13 protein-coding genes are annotated in these 20002 nt (G+C 62.4%); 10 read left to right on the plus strand and 3 right to left on the minus strand.

What is annotated here, in order from left to right; genetic code table 11:
• Window positions 1-7: 7 nt before the first annotated feature.
• Window positions 8-2275, minus strand: a complete 2268-nt coding sequence (locus HXS66_RS11805; protein WP_176503609.1) for a primosomal protein N' — start codon at window positions 2273-2275, stop codon at window positions 8-10.
• 218 nt (window positions 2276-2493) lie between these two features.
• On the opposite strand from HXS66_RS11805, the gene rpmE reads away from it, so the two are divergent.
• Together rpmE and HXS66_RS11815 are read left to right on the plus strand one after the other, a co-directional pair.
• Window positions 2494-2706, plus strand: coding sequence for a 50S ribosomal protein L31 (rpmE, locus tag HXS66_RS11810; protein WP_077377930.1), 213 nt, complete (start codon window positions 2494-2496; stop codon window positions 2704-2706).
• A gap of 437 nt (window positions 2707-3143) precedes the next feature.
• On the plus strand, window positions 3144-4412 hold the full coding sequence (locus tag HXS66_RS11815) for a malic enzyme-like NAD(P)-binding protein (RefSeq protein ID WP_077377933.1): 1269 nt from the start codon (window positions 3144-3146) through the stop codon (window positions 4410-4412).
• A 101-nt stretch (window positions 4413-4513) separates the two neighbouring features.
• Here HXS66_RS11815 and HXS66_RS11820 read toward each other — a convergent pair whose 3' ends face one another.
• Window positions 4514-5278, minus strand: a complete 765-nt coding sequence (locus tag HXS66_RS11820) for a YdiY family protein (protein WP_103751453.1) — start codon at window positions 5276-5278, stop codon at window positions 4514-4516.
• A gap of 134 nt (window positions 5279-5412) precedes the next feature.
• The gene (locus HXS66_RS11825; RefSeq protein WP_077377936.1) at window positions 5413-7929 is read right to left on the minus strand and encodes a penicillin-binding protein 1A; all 2517 of its coding nucleotides are present in this window, start codon (window positions 7927-7929) and stop codon (window positions 5413-5415) included.
• A gap of 247 nt (window positions 7930-8176) precedes the next feature.
• Here HXS66_RS11825 and pilM point away from each other — a divergent pair, with 247 nt between their 5' ends.
• From pilM to gltB, 8 genes are all read left to right on the plus strand, one after another.
• Complete coding sequence (pilM, locus tag HXS66_RS11830; protein WP_103751454.1) at window positions 8177-9241, plus strand: type IV pilus assembly protein PilM; 1065 nt, start codon at window positions 8177-8179, stop codon at window positions 9239-9241.
• Window positions 9238-9828 (plus strand): PilN domain-containing protein, encoded by a 591-nt coding sequence (locus HXS66_RS11835; protein ID WP_077377939.1) that lies wholly within the window; start codon window positions 9238-9240, stop codon window positions 9826-9828. The genes pilM and HXS66_RS11835 overlap by 4 nt, the downstream gene beginning before the upstream one ends.
• On the plus strand, window positions 9825-10457 hold the full coding sequence (locus HXS66_RS11840; RefSeq protein WP_077377942.1) for a type 4a pilus biogenesis protein PilO: 633 nt from the start codon (window positions 9825-9827) through the stop codon (window positions 10455-10457). The genes HXS66_RS11835 and HXS66_RS11840 overlap by 4 nt, the downstream gene beginning before the upstream one ends.
• Window positions 10457-11011 carry a pilus assembly protein PilP gene (locus HXS66_RS11845; protein ID WP_167592959.1) on the plus strand — a complete coding sequence of 185 codons (555 nt, stop codon included), beginning with the start codon at window positions 10457-10459 and terminating at the stop codon, window positions 11009-11011. Before HXS66_RS11840 ends, HXS66_RS11845 begins: the two co-directional genes overlap by 1 nt.
• A gap of 140 nt (window positions 11012-11151) precedes the next feature.
• On the plus strand, window positions 11152-13197 hold the full coding sequence (locus HXS66_RS11850; RefSeq protein ID WP_077377948.1) for a type IV pilus secretin PilQ: 2046 nt from the start codon (window positions 11152-11154) through the stop codon (window positions 13195-13197).
• Window positions 13197-13739: a shikimate kinase AroK gene (gene aroK / locus HXS66_RS11855; RefSeq protein ID WP_077377951.1), complete on the plus strand. Its 543-nt coding sequence runs from the start codon at window positions 13197-13199 to the stop codon at window positions 13737-13739. The genes HXS66_RS11850 and aroK overlap by 1 nt, the downstream gene beginning before the upstream one ends.
• A 71-nt stretch (window positions 13740-13810) precedes the next feature.
• The gene (gene aroB / locus HXS66_RS11860; protein WP_084207838.1) at window positions 13811-14917 is read left to right on the plus strand and encodes a 3-dehydroquinate synthase; all 1107 of its coding nucleotides are present in this window, start codon (window positions 13811-13813) and stop codon (window positions 14915-14917) included.
• A 569-nt stretch (window positions 14918-15486) separates the two neighbouring features.
• Window positions 15487-19938: a glutamate synthase large subunit gene (gene gltB, locus HXS66_RS11865; RefSeq protein ID WP_176503610.1), complete on the plus strand. Its 4452-nt coding sequence runs from the start codon at window positions 15487-15489 to the stop codon at window positions 19936-19938.
• Window positions 19939-20002: the final 64 nt, after the last annotated feature.

The following is a 20002-nucleotide window of genomic DNA, read 5'->3' on the forward strand; positions in this document are numbered from 1 at the left end:
GGCAGACTCAGGCCATGCCGATGGGATCGACATCCAGTGACCAGCGCAGGCGGCGCGCGTCACGATCCTGCTCGCAGAGCGTCACCAGCCAGGCGGCGGCTTCATGCAGCGGGCCGCGTTTCGCCGCGCGCAACAGCAATTGGGCGTGATAGCGATTCTGGCGGCGCTCCATCGGCGCCGGTACCGGGCCGAGGCAGTCCACCTTGAGGTCGGCACTGTCGATGTGCTGACGCAGGGCGCTTCCTACCTTCAACAGCCACTGCTCGACCTGCTGCTGATCGGTGGCTTCGGCGCGCAGCAAGGCCAGATGACTGAACGGCGGCAACTGCGCGATGCGGCGCTCCTCCAACAGCTCGCCGGCCAGCTGTGGGTAGCCGGCCTGGATCAGTGTCAGCAGATTGGGGTCTTCCGGGTGGCGGGTCTGGATCAGCACCTCACCGGGGCGCTCGGCGCGTCCGGCACGCCCGGCGACCTGCACCAGCAGCTGGGCGGATTGCTCCAGCGCACGGAAGTCGGCGGCGTAGAGTCCGCTGTCGGCATTGACCACCACCACCAGCGTGACGTGGGGGAAGTGGTGGCCCTTGGCCAGCATCTGGGTGCCGACCAGCAGGCAGGGTTCGCCACGGCGGATCACTGCCAGCGCTTCACTCATGGCGTCCTTGCGCTGGGTGCTGTCGCGGTCGATGCGCAGCACCGGCACGTCGGGGAATTTCTCGCCGAGCAGCTCTTCGGTGCGCTCGGTGCCCGCGCCTTGCGGACGAACATCGCCGCTGCCGCAGGCCGGGCAGGCATCCGGCAGCGGGCGGGTGCGTTCGCAGTGATGGCAGGTCAGCTGCGGGGGATGGCGATGCAGGGTCATGCGTGCGTCGCAGTTGTCACATTCGGCGATCCAGCCGCAGGCATGGCAGGTCAGCGTCGGAGCGAAGCCGCGCCGATTGATGAATACCAGCACCTGATCGCCCTGGGCGAGGCGCTTCTCGATGGCGTCCAGGCTCTGGGTGGAGAGTCCGCCCAGCGTCATGCGGCCGCGCAGGTCGACGGGGTGCAGGCGGGCCGGCTGGCTGCGTCCGGCGCGCTGATGCAGGTGCAGATGCGTGAAGCGCCCCTCGCGTGCATGGCGCAGGCTCTCAAGGGACGGTGTGGCGCTGCCGAGCACCACGGGTATGCCTTCCTGCTTGCCGCGCACCAGCGCCAGATCGCGAGCGTGATAGCGCAGGCCGTCCTGTTGCTTGAAGGAGCCATCGTGCTCCTCGTCGACGATGATCACGCCGAGTCTGGCCATCGGCGTGAAGATGGCAGAGCGCGTGCCGATCACGATGCGCGCGCGACCGCTGCGTGCCGCCTCGAAGCCATCGAGGCGCTCGCCATCGCTGACGCCGGAATGCAGCATCACCTGGGGGACGCGGAAACGTCTGCGGAAGCGCTCCAGCGTCTGGGGCGTCAGGCTGATCTCGGGCACCAGCACCAGGGCCTGACCATCGCGATCCAGCACCGCCTCGATCAGTTGCAGGTAGACCTCGGTCTTGCCGGAGCCGGTCACGCCCTCCAGCAGCGTGGGGGAGAAGCGACTCAGGCCTTCATGCAGGCGCGAGAGCGCGCGGCCCTGCTCGTCATTGAGTGCCAGGCTGGGCTCGGCCAGCACGCCCTTGCTGGCCTGCTCCGGGGTGGCGCCGGTGACAGGCTCTTCACGTGACTCGATGAAGCCACGACTGCGCAGGGTTTCCAGCTGCTGGCGGGTGAAGCCCTGGGCGGTGATCGCGCTGTGTACCAGGCCATGACGGTGCTGAGCGAGCAGCTCGAGCAATGCGATCTGGCGGGTCGCGCGGCCGAGGCTGGCCGGCTCCGTGATACGCCCCTTGTCGGTGAGTGACCAGCGCTCACGGGTGCGTGCTTCCAGGGCGCGTCCCTGGCGCAGCAGCGATGGCATCGCCTGCGCGAAGGTGTCGCCGAGCGAGTGCTGGTAATAGCGTGCGGTGAACTGACATATCCACAGCCAGTCGGCCGGCAATGGCGCTTCGTCGATCACCTCGCTGACGGGCTTGAGCTTCTCGATGGGAAAGTGTGAGTCGCTGCGCAGCTCCGCGATCACCCCGACCAGCTGGCGACGGCCGAACTCGACGCGCACGCGCAGACCGACCTGCCAGCCATGGCGAGGTGGCTGGCGTGCTGGCAGATAGTCAAACAGGTCGCGCAGGGGGCCGGGAATCGCGATGCCCAGTACACGTCCGGGCAGGTGAGTCGCAGTCTTGTCGCTGGTGTCAGGCACGCAAGGCATCCGAGGAAGAGAGAATGAGAAGACGAGAGGAAAACGCCACGCAGTCTACAGAGTGTTGCCGGCAATAAACGCCATAAAGTTTGGTCTTGTCGCAGATGGCTGGTAAAATGTGTCGCCTTCCGTCGGAGTCGGCGGAATGACCGGTTACATCCAAAACCCGTGTACGGTGCCTGGCAATCGATCAGGTGGCGGTGCACAGCGACCTGAGGTTACACACCATGAAACAGGGTATCCATCCGGACTACCAGCGCCAGACCGCAACCTGCTCCTGCGGCGCGCAGCACGAAATCGGTTCCACTTCCAAGCAGACCTTCGCGCTGGACGTGTGCTCCGAGTGCCACCCGTTCTACACCGGCAAGCAGAAGCAGGCTACCACCGGTGGCCGCGTCGAGCGCTTCAACAAGCGTTTCGGTGCTGCCATCAAGCGCTGATACCTTCAGCTGCTTGTCGCTTGCATGGCGCTGTGCATCGCGCAGCGCCATCAACGAAAAAACCCGCTTGCGAGCGGGTTTTTTTGTGCCTGTCATTCGATGCAGGTGAGGGGATTGGTGCCGAGCTGGCACTATTCCAGCGCCACCAACGCATCAACCCTCTGCGCAGGAGGCATTTCATTTCCGGCGCCGGATGCGCGCGGTCATTGCGCGGATTTTCAGGAGATATGCGGGGCGAAACGCCACGCCGACCCGTCAGTGATAAGGAAAGGTTTATGACTGAGCGGGGCATCCATAACGTTAGACGAATGGCTAAAACAGTTTTTAAACATCCGTATTAACTCCTTTTATAACAACAAGTTGCGTTGGTTGTTCGCGAGGGGGTTTTTCTATATTCTGGTCACAGCCAACCCCCGCTAAAATACCGGATGACACGCATGTCTGATGCCATGAAGAAAGCAGCACTGCAATATCACGCCGAACCGATTCCCGGAAAGCTGTCCATCGAGCTGACCAAGCCGACAGAAACTGCCAAGGACCTCGCGCTGGCCTACAGCCCGGGTGTAGCCGAGCCGTGCCGCGAGATTGCTGCCGATCCGGAAAATGCCTACCTGTATACCGGCAAGGGCAACCTGGTCGCCGTCATCTCCGATGGCACCGCCATCCTGGGGCTGGGCAATCTCGGGCCGCTGGCTTCCAAGCCGGTCATGGAAGGCAAGGGCGTGCTGTTCAAGCGCTTCGCTGGCATCAACTCCGTCGACGTCGAGATCGATGCGGAAAGCCCGCAGGCCTTCATCGATACCGTGCGTCGCATCCACACCACCTACGGTGGCATCAACCTGGAAGACATCAAGGCACCGGAGTGCTTCGAAGTCGAGCAGGCGTTGATCGAACAGTGCAACATCCCGGTCTTCCATGATGACCAGCACGGCACGGCCATCGTCACCGCTGCCGGCATGCTCAACGCACTCGATATCGCCGGCAAGTCCCTGGAAGACGCGCGTATCGTCTGCCTGGGCGCCGGTGCTGCCGCGATTGCCTGCATGAAGCTGCTGGTCTCCAGTGGTGCCAAGGTCGAGAACATCTTCATGCTCGATCGCAAGGGCGTGATCCACAGCGGCCGTGATGACCTGAATCAGTACAAGGCGATGTTCGCCACCGAGACCGAGCTGCGTACGCTGGATGATGTCATCGAAGGTGCGGACGTCTTCGTCGGCCTGTCCGGCCCCAATCTCTTGAAGGCCGAGCAGCTCAAGAAGATGGCTGACACGCCGATCGTGTTCGCGTGCTCCAACCCGGATCCGGAAATCCATCCGGATACCGCTCGTGAAGCGCGTCCGGACGTCATCATGGCGACAGGTCGCTCCGATTACCCGAACCAGGTCAACAACGTGCTGGGCTTCCCGTTCATCTTCCGCGGTGCGCTGGACGTGCGAGCCACACGCATCAATGAAGAGATGAAGCTGGCGGCCGTTCACGCGCTGAAGGACCTTGCTCGCGAGCCGGTCAGCCAGGACGTGCTGGATGCCTACGAGATCGACAGCCTCGAATTCGGTCCGGGGTATATCATCCCGACGCCGATGGATGCGCGTCTGCTCGAGCGTCTGCCGGCTGCCGTGGCGCAAGCCGCCATCGATTCCGGTGTTGCGCGCAAGCCCTATCCGGCGCATTACCCGCTGACCAATGCGGATCAGGTCTACGGCTAAGCGTCATCGGGCCCCGCTTGCGGGGTGCTGAAGAAAAAGCCCTCGTCGGAGATGTCCGGCGAGGGCTTTTTGCTGTCTGTCCAACAGCTTTTGGTTGCGCACTAGAAGCTGTAGAGAATCGAGGCGGCGGTGGTGGTGTCGGTCTTGGCGTCCGTGTCATCCGGCGGGCTGGTGTTGTTCTTGATCTCGTGGGAGAGCTTCAAGGCCAGGCTGGAATTGATGGAGACGGTCAGTGCGGTATAGCTGCGGCTGATGATGTTGTCCCGGGTACCTTCCACCGAGAACTGCTGCTCGAAATTCGAGGTATCAGACAGCTGCCAACGATAGTCCATGGCCGTGTAGCCGAGGAGATAGTTCTCGTGATCCCCCTCGGTGATATTGTCGTAGCGATAGCCCGGGCCCGCCTCGACAGAGAGGTTGTGCTCAGGGCCTGACAGCAGGCGAATCCCGTACCCCCCGATGGAGGTGACTTGATCGTCATAGCCGGAGAAGCGCTCCTTCTCCCAGCGCAGCAGCCCGAAGGCATAGCGATCACGCCCCAGGTCATAGCGCTCACGCTGACCGATCAGGTACTGCTCGGTGGTGGTCTCGCCGCTGCTGGACACATGCTTGGCTTCCATGCGGAAGGTATGGGTCCAGGGCTTGAGGTGCCAGGACAGGCGGGCCTTGCCCAGCAAGGTTTCGCTGTTCGAGTTGCCGGAGAGCTTGGTAAAGCCCAGCTCGGCCTGACCGCTGAATGGCTCGGAATCCTCGCTGGCGGCGGGGGGAGCGTAGAAGAGGTCATCATCGGCACTGGCCTCGCGAAGCGGGCTCAGGGCCAGACACAGCAGCAGGGTCATGCGCAGTGTGGGCAATGGGTGAAGCATGCAGACTCCGGGCATGGTGAAAGGGGGCATTGAAGGACAGCGAGGCCAGATGGATGAAAGAAGAGCGACCATGGGCCGCTCTTCTTTCACCTCACTGCGCGCGGTGTGGACGGGCGCAGGTGACCTGCTTCAGATCAGAAGATGGCCTCGAAAGTTCCAGTACCTTCTGAGCCGCTCTGTTGCTCCAGCTCCTTGCGGATGGTGCGTTCCTTGTAGGGCGGCAGATTGTCCTTGCGGAACAGCTCGCTGACGCCGCCGGATTGACCACTGTGCAGGCGCTTGCCGGACTCCGGGTCGATGGTCGCGCTCACGATGTCATCGGGGCGCTCCATCCTGGCGGATGGCATGCCCTTGAGGGCGCCACGCATGTAGTCGACCCAGATGGGCAGCGCGGCCTGGGCACCGTACTCGGCGAGGGTGTCATTGGAGTCCTTGCCGACCCAGACGGTCGCGACCAGCTTGCTGTTGAAGCCGGAAAACCAGGCATCACGCTGGTCATTGGTGGTCCCTGTCTTGCCAGCCAGGTCATCGCGACCAAGCGTCAGGGCCCCACGGCCGGTGCCGCGCTTGATGACGTCTTCCATCATGTCACGGATCAGGTACATGGATTCCGGCGAGGCGATGCGCTCGGCCAGCGGATACTGACGGCCATCACGATTGACGGTCACCATGCCCGGCGTGCAGTTGGCGCAGGCGACGGCCGGATGAGCTTCGTAGTCGGTCTCGTCGTCACCGCGCGTGACGGTGTCGATGTACCAGGGTTCGACACGGAAGCCGCCGTTCGAGAGTACGGCGTAGGCACGGGCCATTTCCAGCGGTGTCAGCGAGGCGCTGCCCAGTGCCAGTGACAGACCGTTGGGCAGCTCTTCGCGCTTGAAGCCCACCTTGACGAGGAAGTCGAGCGTCTTCTCGAGACCGACGGTCTGCAGCAGTCGCACGGACACCAGGTTCAGGGAGCGATAGAGACCAACGCGGATCCGGGTCGGGCCAGTGAACTTGCCGCCGGCGTTCTCCGGGCGCCATACCTTGTTGCCATCCTGCATGACCACCGGAGCATTGTTGATGATGGTCGCCGGTGACATGCCGCCCTGCTCGAGTCCCGAGAGGTAGATGAATGGCTTGAAGATGGAGCCGGCCTGACGACGTGCCTGAATCGCTCGATTGAACTTGCTGGCGGAATAGCTGAAGCCGCCCTGGAGTGCGAGGATGGCGCCACTTTCCGGGTCCAGTGAAACGATGGCCGACTGGGCATCCGGCAGCTGACCCAGGCGATAGCCATCATCTTCCTTGATGACGCGCACCAGATCGCCGACCTTGGCGATCTCGGCGGCAGAGCCGGGTACACCACCGCGCCAGCGGGAGCTCTTGTACTCGCGAGCCCATTTCAGGCCGTCCCAGCCAATCGTGGCCAGGCTGGCGTCTGCCAGCAGGACCTTCATCTGCTTGCCATCATTTTCCACCACGATGGCGGCTTCGAGCGGGCCATAGTCCGGCGTGCGATCCAGCACTTTCAGCCAGTTGGAGACATCGCGGTCGATGCCCTCGATGCGCTTCTCGCTCTTCTGGGCGGCCTGTCTGGCCGTTTCCAGCACTTCGGGAGAGCGAGAGATCTCTTCTTCGAGGCCGGCCTGATCGGTCTGGTCCTGAGCTTCCGCCAGTGACGCCGCGATACCGGATTCCTCCACGCCACGCCAGCCATGGCGGGTGTCATAGTCGATCAGGCCCTTGATCAAGGCATCGCGAGCCTGCGGCTGCAGCTTGCTGTCCAGCGTCGTGGTGATACGCACATTGTCGGTATATGCCTTGTCACCGAAACGATCGACCGCGAAGCTTCTGGCCATCTCTGCGACGTAGGGCGCCTCGACTTCCGGCCGCGTGTAATGGCGTGCCGCGGTGATCGGTGCCTTGACGGCCTCGTCATAGGCCTGAGGCTCGATATAGCCCAGTTCCTTCATGCGCAGCAGGATCCAGTTGCGACGGATCAGGGCGCGCTGAGGGTTGGTGAGCGGGTTGAAGCTGGAGGGGGCCTTGGGCAGGCCTGCCAGCATGGCCTGCTCGGCCAGGGTCAGTTCATCGAGAGACTTGTCATAGTAGGTGCGTGCCGCAGCCGCGATCCCGTAGGCGCGATGGCCCAGGAAGATCTTGTTGACGTAGAGCTCGAGGATCTCCTGCTTGGAGAGGATCTGCTCCATCTGCAGTGACAGCAGGATTTCGCGAATCTTGCGCGTGAACGTCTGATCCAGCGTCAGCAGGTAGTTGCGCGCGACCTGCATGGTGATGGTGCTACCGCCCGATTGGATGCTGCCGCTGGAAGCCAGCTGGACGGCGGCACGTGCGAGGCCCTTGGGGTCGATGCCCGGGTGCGAGAAGAAATTGCTGTCCTCGGCCGCGAGCAGGGCATCCACAAACGTCTCGGGGATCTCGTCGAAGGTGACCGGGATGCGGCGCTGGTCACCGTATTCGCCGATCAGCTTGCCGTCACGGGTGTAGATGCGCAGCGGCGTCTGCAGCTTGGTATCCTGCAGTTGATGAACATCGGGCAGGCCAGGTGCGAAATACAGGGAGGCGCCGACGATGGCCAGCAATCCCGCAGCACACAGTGACAGCAGCAGCCAGAACACTGGCGAAAGTAGTCGTCTCAATAGCTTCATGGGCAAGACAGGGTCCGTGGGTAATGAAAGGCGGGTGGCTGCGGGGGGATTGGCAATTCCATTGCTGGGGCATTATAAGTAGCGGGTCCAGATGCGGCCAGCGTTGAACCCTGTCTTGCGCGTCTGTTGTGTTATTCTGCGAAACATAATGTAACCTCTCAGCAGAAGAGGGTGCCGCGGCGGTGCCGCACGGGAAGCGGCGGCCCGCCAGTCAGACGGGGTCGTCATCAGAGCAGGGGAATGCCAATTGCTGGGACTCAAATCCGCCGGCAAGGGACTGATTGGCGTCGATATCACATCGGCGACCGTCAAGCTCCTGGAGCTGTCCAGACACGGAAATCGATACCAGATCGATAGCTACGCGGTGCGCCCCTTGAAGGAAGGCGCAGTCGTCGAGCGGCGCATCCGCGACATGGATGAAGTCGTGCTGGCGATCAAGCGCGCGGTCGAGCAGGCCCAGCCGCGCTCGCGACGAGCCGTCGTGGCGGTGCCGGCCAGTGCCGCCATCACCAAGACATTGAGTTTTCCGACCAATCTGGCCGATGACGAGATCGAGCAACGCATCGCGCTCGAATCCGAGAAGCATTTTCCCTTCCCGCTCAATGACGTGGCGTTCGACTTCCAGCATCTGGGGGTCAATGCCCGCAATCCTGATCAGCAGGATCTGCTGCTGGTGGCCTGTCGCAGCCTGGATGTCGATCAGCTCACCTCCGCGCTCGAGCAGGCCGGCCTTGAGCCGTCAGCGGTCGATGTCGAGACCTTTTCGCTGGAGCGTGCCTTCGGTGAATTGCGCCATCAGCTCCCCCCTACCTACGACAATGAAGAGTGCGTCGCGGTCGTCGATATCGGTGCCACCATGACGGCTTTTCATGTCATCCAGAACGGTCGCATCGTCTACAGCCGGGATGCCGTGTTCGGGGGGCGTCAGCTGACCGACGAGATCATGAACCGTTTCGATCTTTCCAATGACGAAGCGGGTCTGGCCAAGAAGCGCGGTGGTCTGCCGGACACCTATGACAGTGAAGTGCTGGATCCGTTCCGTGACACGCTCGTGCAGCAGATCGCGCGCTCCCTGCAGCTCTATTACACCGCCGGCAAGCGTCGTGAGGTCCAGCGCATTCTGCTGGGAGGAGGGACCGCCGCCATTCCCGGATTACGTGAGTCGCTGGCAGGGCACACCGGACTGGAAGTGATCATGGCCAATCCCTTCACGCACATGAGCGTCAACCCTCGAGTCGACATCCAGGCGCTGGCCGGTGATGCCCCTGCGATGTTGACGGCCTGCGGGCTTGCGATGAGGAAGCGCTCATGACCATCGAGATCAATCTGCTGTCGTGGCGTGAGGAGCGTCGCGAGAAACGCAGCAAGCGCTTCTTCGGCATTCTGGCGCTGGCCGCCGTGGTAGGGGTGGGGGCCGGGTTTGGCATGAGCGAGTATTACCAGAGCCAGCTCGAGGCGCAGAAGCAGCGGCATGCCTTCATCGAGAAGGAAATGGCGCGGCTGAATCGCGATATCAAGGAAGTCGAGGATATCGAGAGTCGGCGTGATCAGATGCTGGCGCAGATCGAGCTGATTCGCAGTCTGCAGTTCTCGCGCCCGGAAACGGTACGTGTCTTCAATCAGCTCGTTGCGACGCTGGTCGAGGGTGCCTGGTACCAGAGCATCAGTCGCAGCGGACGTCAGATCAAGGCCAACGGCATCGCGGAGAATACGCGTCAGGTGTCCGGTCTGATGCGCACGCTTGCGGCATCGGATGTCTTCGGTACGCCGACACTGTCTGACGTACAGAGCAGCGACGATGATCGTCGCAGCTTCAATATCATGATTCCCGAGACACCGACGGCTGTCGCTTCCAGTGCTGCCGATACGAAGGCCGCCAGGCAGGGAGGTCGGAAATGAGTTTCCTCAATGCCGAAGTGCGTCGTCTCAAGTCGACGGACTTCCAGGATCTCGACCTCAAGGAGGCGGGTATCTGGCCCGTCACCTTGCAGGTGGTATTGGTGCTGATCGTCTTTGGTGCCCTGTTCTGGGCGTCCCACTGGTTCCTTGCGGCGCCCAAGGCCGAGGATCTTGAGCGCCTGCAGGCCAAGGAGCGTCAGCTGCTGAGCCAGTTCGAGACCAAGGCCTTCAAGGCGGCCAATCTGCCCGTGATGCGTGAGCAGATGGCCGAGCTGGAGACGCGCATGGAACAGCTGCTCGAGATGCTCCCGACCGATGCCGAAGTGCCGGCTTTGCTCGATGACATCAGCGAGACGGCCATCAACAACCAGCTGGAGGTGGAATACATTCGCCTCAAGCCGGCCCAGAATCGCGATTTCTACGTCGAACAGCCCTTCGATATCAAGGTGCGCGGCGATTACCACCGCATTGCCGCCTTCGTGTCAGGGGTCGCCGGGCTTTCGCGTATCGTGACGTTGCATGACTTCGTGCTGACACCGGTCTCGCAGGGTGAAGACCTGGAGTTGTCGCTGCTGGCCAAGACTTACAACTACCGCCAAGGCGCACCGTTGCCATCGGGAGGTAAATGATGAGTCTGACGACACGTCGCAAGCATGTCGTGCTGGGTGGTGCGATGTTGCTGACACTGCTGGCCGGTTGTGGTGATCCGCAGCTGCCTGCGCTGGAGAGCGAGCTCGAGTCGCTCAGAGGGCGGCCGACGGGGCAGGTCAAGGACCTGCCGCCTCAGCCCGAGTATCATCCCGTGACGTACGACATGGCAGATGCTCGCAGTCCTTTCCAGTCGCGACTGCCGGAGCCGGAGGAGGAGCTCGCCATGGTGGACAATGGCGTGCGGCCGGATCTGGATCGCCCCCGCGAGCCTCTTGAGGCCTGGCCGATGGAGCAGCTCAGCATGGTGGGGACCCTGGATGTGGACGGCAGTCGCTCGGCGTTGATCTTGACGCCGGAGCAGGAGGTGCAGCGTGTGAGTGTCGGCGGACACATGGGGAGCAATTTCGGCCGCATCATTCGCATCGGTGATACTCAGCTGGACCTGGTGGAAATCGTGCCCAACGGTCAGGGCGGTTGGATCGAACGAACCCGCGCCATGGCATTGACTCAACCGGCAGATGCCAGCGGTTAGCGCGTGCTGGCGGCGCTGTCTGCAGAATCGTCACGGAAGATGAGCGGTCGATGACCGACACCATAATGCTTCGACAAGAATAAGGCGCGATCAGCCTCAATGGCTGGGCGGAGCCGCAGCGAGACAGGGGACAAGGGAACATGACGCGATTGCAACGAATGAGTCTGCTGGGGTTGGCGGCTTTCGGCAGCCTGATGGCGAGTGTGGCGCAGGCGGCCTCCACGCTGCAGGATCTGGAATTCACTTCGCTGGGTGGCGATCGGATGGAGCTCAAGCTCGATTTCGCCGGCGGGGTGCCTGAGGTCAAGGGATACCGGATCGAGACACCGCCGCGTATCACCATCGATCTCATGGATACCAGCAGTCAGCTGGACAAGCGCCGCTTCGAGCTCGGCCTCAATGGGGTCGAGGAGCTGGTGGCGCTGGAGGCCGGCTCGCGTACGCGCCTGGTCATGAAGCTCAGCCAGACCCGTCCCTATGTGACGCGTACCGAAGGCAATAGCCTCTATGTCATCGTCGGTGAGCAGGGCGGTCCGGTGGCCGCCGCCGCGTCAGGCCAGTCCGCGCAGCCGCAGCAGCAGGGTGGCGGACTGGAAGTCGCGGCGGAGCCTTCCGTCAGTGGTATCGATTTCCGTCGGGGCAGTGAGGGGGAAGGGCGTGTCGTGGTCAACTTCAATCGCGCCAATGTCGAGTCTCGTGTGACCGAGCGTGGCCGCAAGATCTATATCGATCTCAAGGGTGTCGCCCTGCCGCCAGAGCTGAATCAGGTGCTGGATGTCGGTGATTTCGCGACTCCGGTCTCGAGGATCGACCCACAGCGTACTCGTGATGGTGTGCGCCTGGTGGTGGATGCCAATGGTTACTACACCCAGCTGGCCACCCAGGCCGGCAACGAGCTGGTGCTTGAGGTCAAGCCGCTGACACGGGAAGAGCAGGCGGAGCGAATCAAGGACAAGTTCCCGTACACCGGCAAGAAGATCTCGCTGAACTTCCAGAATATCGAAGTGCGCTCGGTGCTGCAGATCATCGCGGACTTCACTGGGCTCAATCTGGTGGCCAGTGACAACGTCACCGGCAACGTGACCCTGAACCTCAAGGAAGTGCCCTGGGATCAGGCGCTGGACCTGGTGCTCAAGTCGAATGGCCTTGCCAGTCGCCGCATGGGCAACGTGCTGATGGTCGCGCCGGCGGAAGAGCTGGCGGCACTTGAGCGCAAGGAGCTGGAAGCCAATCAGCAGGTCAAGGAGCTGGCGCCCCTGACGACGGAGTACATTCAGGTGCGTTATGCCAAGGCGGCGGACCTGGCGGCATTGCTGCGCGGTGAAGGCGGTATCGGCCTGCTCTCCGAGCGCGGTCGTGTCATGGTGGATGAGCGTACCAACACCATGTTGATCCAGGACACGCGCGACACTCTGGAGTCCATTCGCGGTACCCTCGAGTATCTCGACATTCCGGTGCGTCAGGTCCAGATCGAGGCGCGCATCGTGATCGCGCGCAGCAGCGTGTCGAGTGAAATCGGTGTCAACTGGGGGCTTTCCAACAGCAGCAACGGCAAGTTCGGCCTGGAAGGCGCCTCGACCGGCACGACCAGTGACGGTGGCCTGAGCGTCAATCTGGGTGACGACAGTGATCCGGGCAGCACCTTCAGCTTCGGTTACCTGTCCGGCGACATCCTGCTGGATCTGGAGCTTTCGGCGCTGGAAAGCGAAGGCAAGAGCCAGACCATCTCCCAGCCCAAGATCATCACCGCCAACCAGAAGAAGGCCGTCATCAAGCAGGGTCAGGAAATTCCCTACGAGGAGGCGACCTCCAGCGGCGCGACCAACATCGAGTTCAAGGAGGCGGTGCTGGCGCTGGAGGTCACGCCGCAGATCACCCCGGACAACCGCATCATCATGGATCTGTTGATCAACAATGACGACGTGTCCGATGACAGCTTCAATGGCGAGCCGGCCATCGATACCAATGAAATCGAGACTCAGGTGCTGGTCAATGATGGCGAGACGGTGGTGCTGGGCGGTATTCTGACCTCTGAACAGATACGCAGCGTCTTCAAGACACCTTTCCTGGGGGATCTGCCGGTGATCGGGAATCTCTTCCGCTATACCGAAGAGTCCAACGAGAAGGTAGAATTGCTGGTATTCATTACCCCGAAGATCATCGAGGACGGCCTGGCGGTGCGCTGATGCATGTGATTCCCAACGTATTCCTTGTCGGCCCCATGGGGGCCGGCAAGAGCACTATCGGCCGCCTGCTGGCGGCCGACTTGCATCGTGAATTTTGCGATAGCGACCACGTGATCGAAGATCGCTGCGGTGCCAGCATCCCCTGGATCTTCGATGTCGAGGGCGAGGCAGGCTTTCGCGGGCGCGAGCAGGCCGTGATTGACGAGCTGACCTCGCTGTCCGATGTCGTGATGGCCACCGGTGGTGGTGCCATCATGGCCGAAGCCAACCGGCGTGTGCTGCGAGAGCGCGGCACGGTGGTCTATCTCTATGCTCCGGTCGAGCAGCAGCTCAAGCGTGCCGGACGTGACCGCAATCGTCCTCTGCTCCAGCAGGATGACCCGGGGCGGGTGCTCAAGCGTCTCTTCGAGCTGCGAGACCCTCTCTATCGCGACACCGCGGATATCATCGTGCGTACCGATCGACGCAGCCCGCGTGCGGTCACCAACGAGATCCGGCGCCGGCTCAAGGCATTGTCAGACCCGCTCCACGTGCATGGCTAGACTCCCCTGGGGAGTCTGGCTCTCGCTTACATTCAGGCGCCGTCATTCGTTTCGCCGCAAGGAGAATCATCATGTCCCTGGCTCCCGCTCATCGTCTCGATGTCGCACTTGGCGAGCGTAGTTACCCCATTCACATCGGCCCGGGCCTGACGGCGCGAGGAGACCTCATTCGTGAGCATCTCGCCGGTCGTCAGGTGATGATCGTCACCAACACCGTGGTGGCGCCACTGTATCTGGAGGCGCTCAAGGCATCACTTGGCGATGGTCTGGATATTCGAGAGGTGATTCTCGAGGATGGCGAACAGACCAAGCACATGGCCAGTATCGGTCTGATCTGGGATGCCCTGCTCGAGGCCGGCTTCAATCGTCGTTGCACCTTGATCGCCCTCGGTGGGGGAGTCATCGGCGACATGACCGGTTTTGCCGCCGCCTGTTATCAGCGGGGGGCGGCCTTCATCCAGGTGCCGACCACGCTGTTGTCGCAGGTGGATTCCTCGGTGGGGGGCAAGACCGGCGTCAATCATCCGCGCGGCAAGAACATGCTGGGTGCCTTCTGGCAGCCGAGACTGGTGTTGATCGATACCTCAAGCCTCAGGACATTGCCGCAGCGTGAGCTGTCGGCGGGCATGGCCGAGGTCATCAAGTATGGCCTGCTGTGGGATGAAAGCTTCCTGAGCTGGCTGGAAGACAACATGCAGGCCTTGATGGCGCTGGATGAAACCTTGCTCGGAGAGGCCATCCGCCGCAGTTGTGCGATCAAGGCGGATGTCGTGGCGCAGGACGAGACCGAGCAGGGCGTGCGCGCACTGCTCAACCTCGGCCACACCTTCGGGCATGCCATCGAGACGGACCAGGGCTATGGCGTCTGGCTGCACGGTGAAGCCGTCGGCACCGGCATGCTGATGGCCGCTGAACTTTCGGCGCGCATGGGGTGGCTGTCGAGTGCCGATGTCGAGCGTATCGCCAAGGTGATCGGCAAGGCCGGTCTGCCGCTGCAAGCGCCGGAGGACATGGGGGTCGAGGACTTCCTGCGTCACATGCAGCTGGACAAGAAGAATGTCGATGGCCGTCTGCGTCTGATCCTGCTCGAGCGTATCGGGCGTGCGGTGATTACCGAAGAGGCGCCTGCCGGCCTGCTGGCGGACATGCTGGAGCACTGGCCGCGCAGCAGCCACTGATCCCTCGACCAGCCGTTGGCTGGTGCACGGAATCTGCCGCAGAAGAAAAGCCGTCACCTCAGGGTGGCGGCTTTTCTTTTTGTCGAGCGTCAGTGGGCACTTCAGGTGGACGTGCCCAAGGCGCATGTCCGATGTACGGGTCGGGTGTACCGGCGAGTGTGCAAGACAGGTGCATTAGCGGGGCGTGATTCCTGAATTGGTATGCCGTATGCGTAATCGGTATGGGGAGAATTGAATAAAAACGCTGTTTTTTATTCATCCAAGACTAAAGTTGCAAGGCGAAACCCGCGAGGCATGTCTACCCGCTAAGCGCTTGAGCCTACAGGGTTTTTTGGAATGAGGTGTCTCTAACCTTCGGTTTTGTCAGGTTTTTTTGCCCGATGGGCGACCTGTGGAGAATTGCGCGGTGGGGAAGCGCGGGGATATGCTCGAGGGAAATCTGGCGTCGTGTTGCGACACTGATGGCGCCACTATCGGCAGGCATAAAAATAAAGATAACCGATAACTATAACCTCGAAAATGCTTGTTGAAAAGCATCTGGACACATGATTTCTCCGTGAGGCACGCCCATGAATAAAGGTCTCCACCAACCGGGAGAGTTCCGCGACAACTGCGGCTTCGGCTTGATCGCCCATATGGAAGGGCAGGCAAGCCATGAGCTGCTGCAGACTGCCATTGAATCCCTGACGTGCATGACTCACCGCGGTGGTATCGCTGCTGACGGCAAGACCGGTGATGGCTGCGGCCTGCTGCTCAAGATGCCGGATGGCTTCATGCGCCAGATCGCCCGAGAGACGCTCGGGCTCGAGCTGGGCGAGCGCTATGCCGTCGGTACGCTTTTCCTGCCGAATGATGACGCGCGTGAACAGGACGCGCGTGATGCCTTCGAGTCCGCTCTAACGGCACGCAACCTCGAGGTGCTCGGCTGGCGTGACATGCCGGTGGATGACAGCGTGTGCGGCCCGATGGCCCGCGACTGCCTGCCGCGCATTCGTCAGGTCTTCGTTGCAGCTTCCAGTGAACGTACCGATATCGCCTTCAATGTCGACCTGTTCATGGCGCGCAGATACGCCGAGCAGGCGCTGAAGGGCGAAGAGGACTTCTACGTCTGCTCGCTGTCCGGCAAGGTCATCTCCTTCAAGGGTCTGGTGATGCCGGAAGACCTTCCGCGCTTCTACAAGGACCTGGGCGACCCGCGCCTCGAGACCGCAATCTGTGTCTTCCACCAGCGCTTCTCGACCAACACCGCGCCGCGCTGGCCGCTGGCCCAGCCGTTCCGCTTCCTCGCCCACAACGGCGAGATCAACACCATCGAGGCCAACCGTGGCTGGGCAAACGCGCGCAAGGAGAACTTCGTCTCCGAGCAGCTGCCCGAGATCGCCGAGCTGGACGAGATCGTCAACACGGTCGGCTCCGATTCCTCCAGCATGGACAACATGCTGGAAGTGCTGCTGACCGGTGGCATGGATATCTATCGCGCCATCCGCATGATGGTGCCGCCGGCCTGGCAGAACGTCGAGCAGATGGATTCCGACCTGCGGGCCTTCTACGAATACAATTCCATGCACATGGAAGCCTGGGATGGTCCGGCGGGCATCGTGCTCACCGACGGTCGCCACGCCGTGTGCATGCTGGACCGCAACGGTCTGCGTCCGGCGCGTTGGGTCATCACCCGCAATGGCTTCATCACGCTGGCCTCCGAGATCGGTACCTACGATTACAAGCCGGAAGATGTCGTCGCCAAGGGGCGTGTCGGGCCGGGGCAGGTGCTGGGTGTCGATACCGAGACCGGTGAAGTGCTGCACACCGATCAGGTCAGCGAGCGCCTCAAGGGGGCCCATCCCTACAAGCGCTGGTTGCGTGAAAATGCCAATTACCTCGAGTCCGCGCTGACCGAGCTGGCGCGTTTCCAGCCGATGGAAGCGGACACGCTGGACGTCTATCAGAAGATGTTCCAGGTCAGCTTTGAAGAGCGTGATCAGCTGCTGCGCCCGCTGGCCGAGAGCGGTCAGGAGGCGGTCGGCTCCATGGGGGATGACACCCCGATGGCCGTGCTGTCGCGCCAGAACCGCGTACTGACCGACTATTTCCGTCAGAAGTTCGCCCAGGTCACCAATCCGCCGATCGATCCGCTGCGCGAAGCGATCGTGATGTCGCTGGAGACCTGCTGTGGCGCCGAGCTCAACATCTTTGACGCGACGCCGGAACACGCGCATCGTCTGATCCTGACCACGCCGGTGCTGTCACCGCGCAAGTTCAATGCGCTGGTCAATCATGAGGACCCGGCGTTCACCTCCCAGACGCTCAAGCTGCACTATGACCCGAGTCAGGACTCTCTGAAGCAGGCGCTTCAGGGCATCTGTCAGCAGGCCGAGGAAGCGGCGCGCAATGGCAAGGTGATCCTGGTGCTCAGCGACTGCGGGCTCGCCAAGGGACAATTGCCGATTCACGCGGCGCTGGCGACCGGTGCCATTCACCATCACCTCGGAGCACTGGCACTGCGTCCGCGCGTCAATCTGGTCATCGAGACCGGCTATGCGCGTGATGCACACCAGATGGCAGTGCTGTTCGGGGTGGGCGCCACGGCGGTCTACCCCTACCTTGCCTATCAGGTGATGGCCGACATGCATCGCACCGGCGAGCTGTCCGGCAACCCGGCCGATGCCCGCGAGAACTATCGCAAGGGCATGCAGAAGGGCCTCTACAAGATCCTGTCCAAGATGGGCATCTCGCACATCGGCTCCTACCGTGGTTCGCAGCTGTTCGAGGCCGTAGGGCTCAACAGTGAAGTCATGGACATGTGCTTCACCGGCATGGCCTCGCGCATCGAAGGCGCCGGCTTCGCCGAACTGCAGTTCCAGCAGGAGCTGCTGGCGCGTGAAGCCTGGCTGCCGCGCAAGCGCATCAAGCAGGGCGGTCTGGTCAAGTACGTGCACGGTGGTGAGTACCACGCCTACAACCCTGACGTGGTGATGAAGCTGCAGCAGGCCGTGCAGCAGGGGGACTACGGCAAGTGGAAGGAATTCGCGCGCCTGGTCAACGAGCGCCCGGTCGCGACCATTCGCGATCTGTTGAGCCTCAAGCCCGTGGCCGAGCCGCTGCCGCTTGAGGAAGTCGAGTCCGTCGAATCACTGCTGCCGCGCTTCGACAGCGCCGGCATGTCTCTCGGCGCGCTGTCTCCCGAGGCACATGAGGCGCTGGCGCAGGCCATGAACGAGGCCGGCGGGCGCTCCAACTCCGGTGAGGGCGGTGAAGACCCGGCACGCTACGGCACCGTGCGCTCCTCCAAGATCAAGCAGATCGCGTCCGGGCGTTTCGGTGTCACGCCGGCGTACCTGGTCAATGCCGAGGTACTGCAGATCAAGGTCGCACAGGGCGCCAAGCCCGGTGAGGGCGGTCAGCTGCCGGGCGGCAAGGTCAACGACCTGATCGCACGTCTGCGCTACGCCGTGCCGGGGGTGACACTGATCTCGCCGCCGCCGCACCATGACATCTATTCCATCGAGGATCTGGCACAGCTGATCTTTGACCTGAAACAGGTCAATCCGTCAGCGCAGGTCTCGGTCAAGCTGGTCTCCGAGCCCGGTATCGGCACCATCGCCACCGGTGTCGCCAAGGCCTATGCCGACCTGATCACCGTCTCCGGCTACGACGGTGGCACCGCGGCCAGCCCGATCACCTCGATCAAGCATGCCGGTTCCCCGTGGGAGCTGGGGCTGCCCGAGGTGCACCAGGCGCTGCGCATCAATCAGTTGCGTCACAAGATTCGTCTGCAGACGGATGGCGGCCTCAAGACCGGTCTGGATGTGGTCAAGGCGGCGATTCTGGGGGCCGAGAGCTTCGGCTTCGGGACGGCACCGATGGTGGCGCTGGGCTGCAAGTACCTGCGTATCTGTCACCTGAACAACTGTGCCACCGGTGTCGCGACCCAGCACCAGGCGCTGCGTGATGAGCATTTCCGCGGCACCGTCGAGATGGTCAAGCACTACTTCCGCTTCATCGCTGAAGAGGTGCGCGAGCTGATGGCGCTGCTGGGCGTGCGCCAGATCACCGACCTGATCGGTCGTACCGATCTGCTCGAAGTGCTGGAAGGCGAGACCAACGCGCAGCGTCGTCTCGACCTCACGCCGTTGCTGGGCAATGACTTCGTGCCCGAGGACGCGCCGCAGTTCTGCCAGGTCAGCCGCAACGAGCCGCATGACCCCGGCGCCAAGAACCTCGAGATGCTGGCGGCGATGGAGTCGGCGATCGACAGCCGCAGCGGTGGCGAGTTCAGCTTCCATGTCACCAACTGCGATCGCTCCATCGGGGCGCGCGTCTCCGGTGAGATCGCCAAGCGATATGGCGAGGCAGGACTGGCGGGCTCGCCGCTCAAGGTCAGCCTGACCGGCGTGGCAGGGCAGAGCTTCGGGGTCTGGAATGCGCATGGCCTCGAGATGCATCTGGAAGGCGATGCCAACGATTACGTCGGCAAGGGCATGAATGGCGGCAAGCTGACCATCGTGCCGCCGCGCGGCTCGCGCTTCGAGAGCCACAAGACGGCCATCATCGGCAACACCTGCCTGTATGGGGCGACCGGCGGCAAGTTGTACGCCGCGGGAACTGCCGGCGAGCGCTTCGCGGTGCGCAACTCCGGTGCGCATGCCGTCATCGAAGGGGCGGGCGATCACTGCTGTGAGTACATGACCGGCGGGCTGGTCTGCGTGCTGGGCGAAACCGGCGTCAACTTCGGTGCAGGCATGACCGGCGGCTTCGCCTATGTACTGGACGAGAGTCGAGACTTCGTTGACAAGTACAACCACGAGCTGGTGGAAATCCACCGTATCAATACCGAAGCCATGGAGGCCTATCGTCGCCATCTGCGCGAAGTGATCGAGGAATACGTGGCCGAGACCGGCTCCGAGCGCGGTCGCAACATCCTGCGTGATTTCCCTGACTTCGTGCGTCACTTCTGGTTGGTCAAGCCCAAGGCGGCAAGCCTGGGGGGATTGCTCGATCAGTCCCGGCGTCAGCCGGAGTGACCGCATCCCTCACCCTGGCAAGCCCCGGGTGAGGGCCCGCACCGCGACGGTGCCCGGATTTTGA

Origin of the sequence: Cobetia sp. 5-11-6-3 (genome assembly GCF_013374055.1) — a bacterium.
Lineage (GTDB): Bacteria > Pseudomonadota > Gammaproteobacteria > Pseudomonadales > Halomonadaceae > Cobetia > Cobetia marina.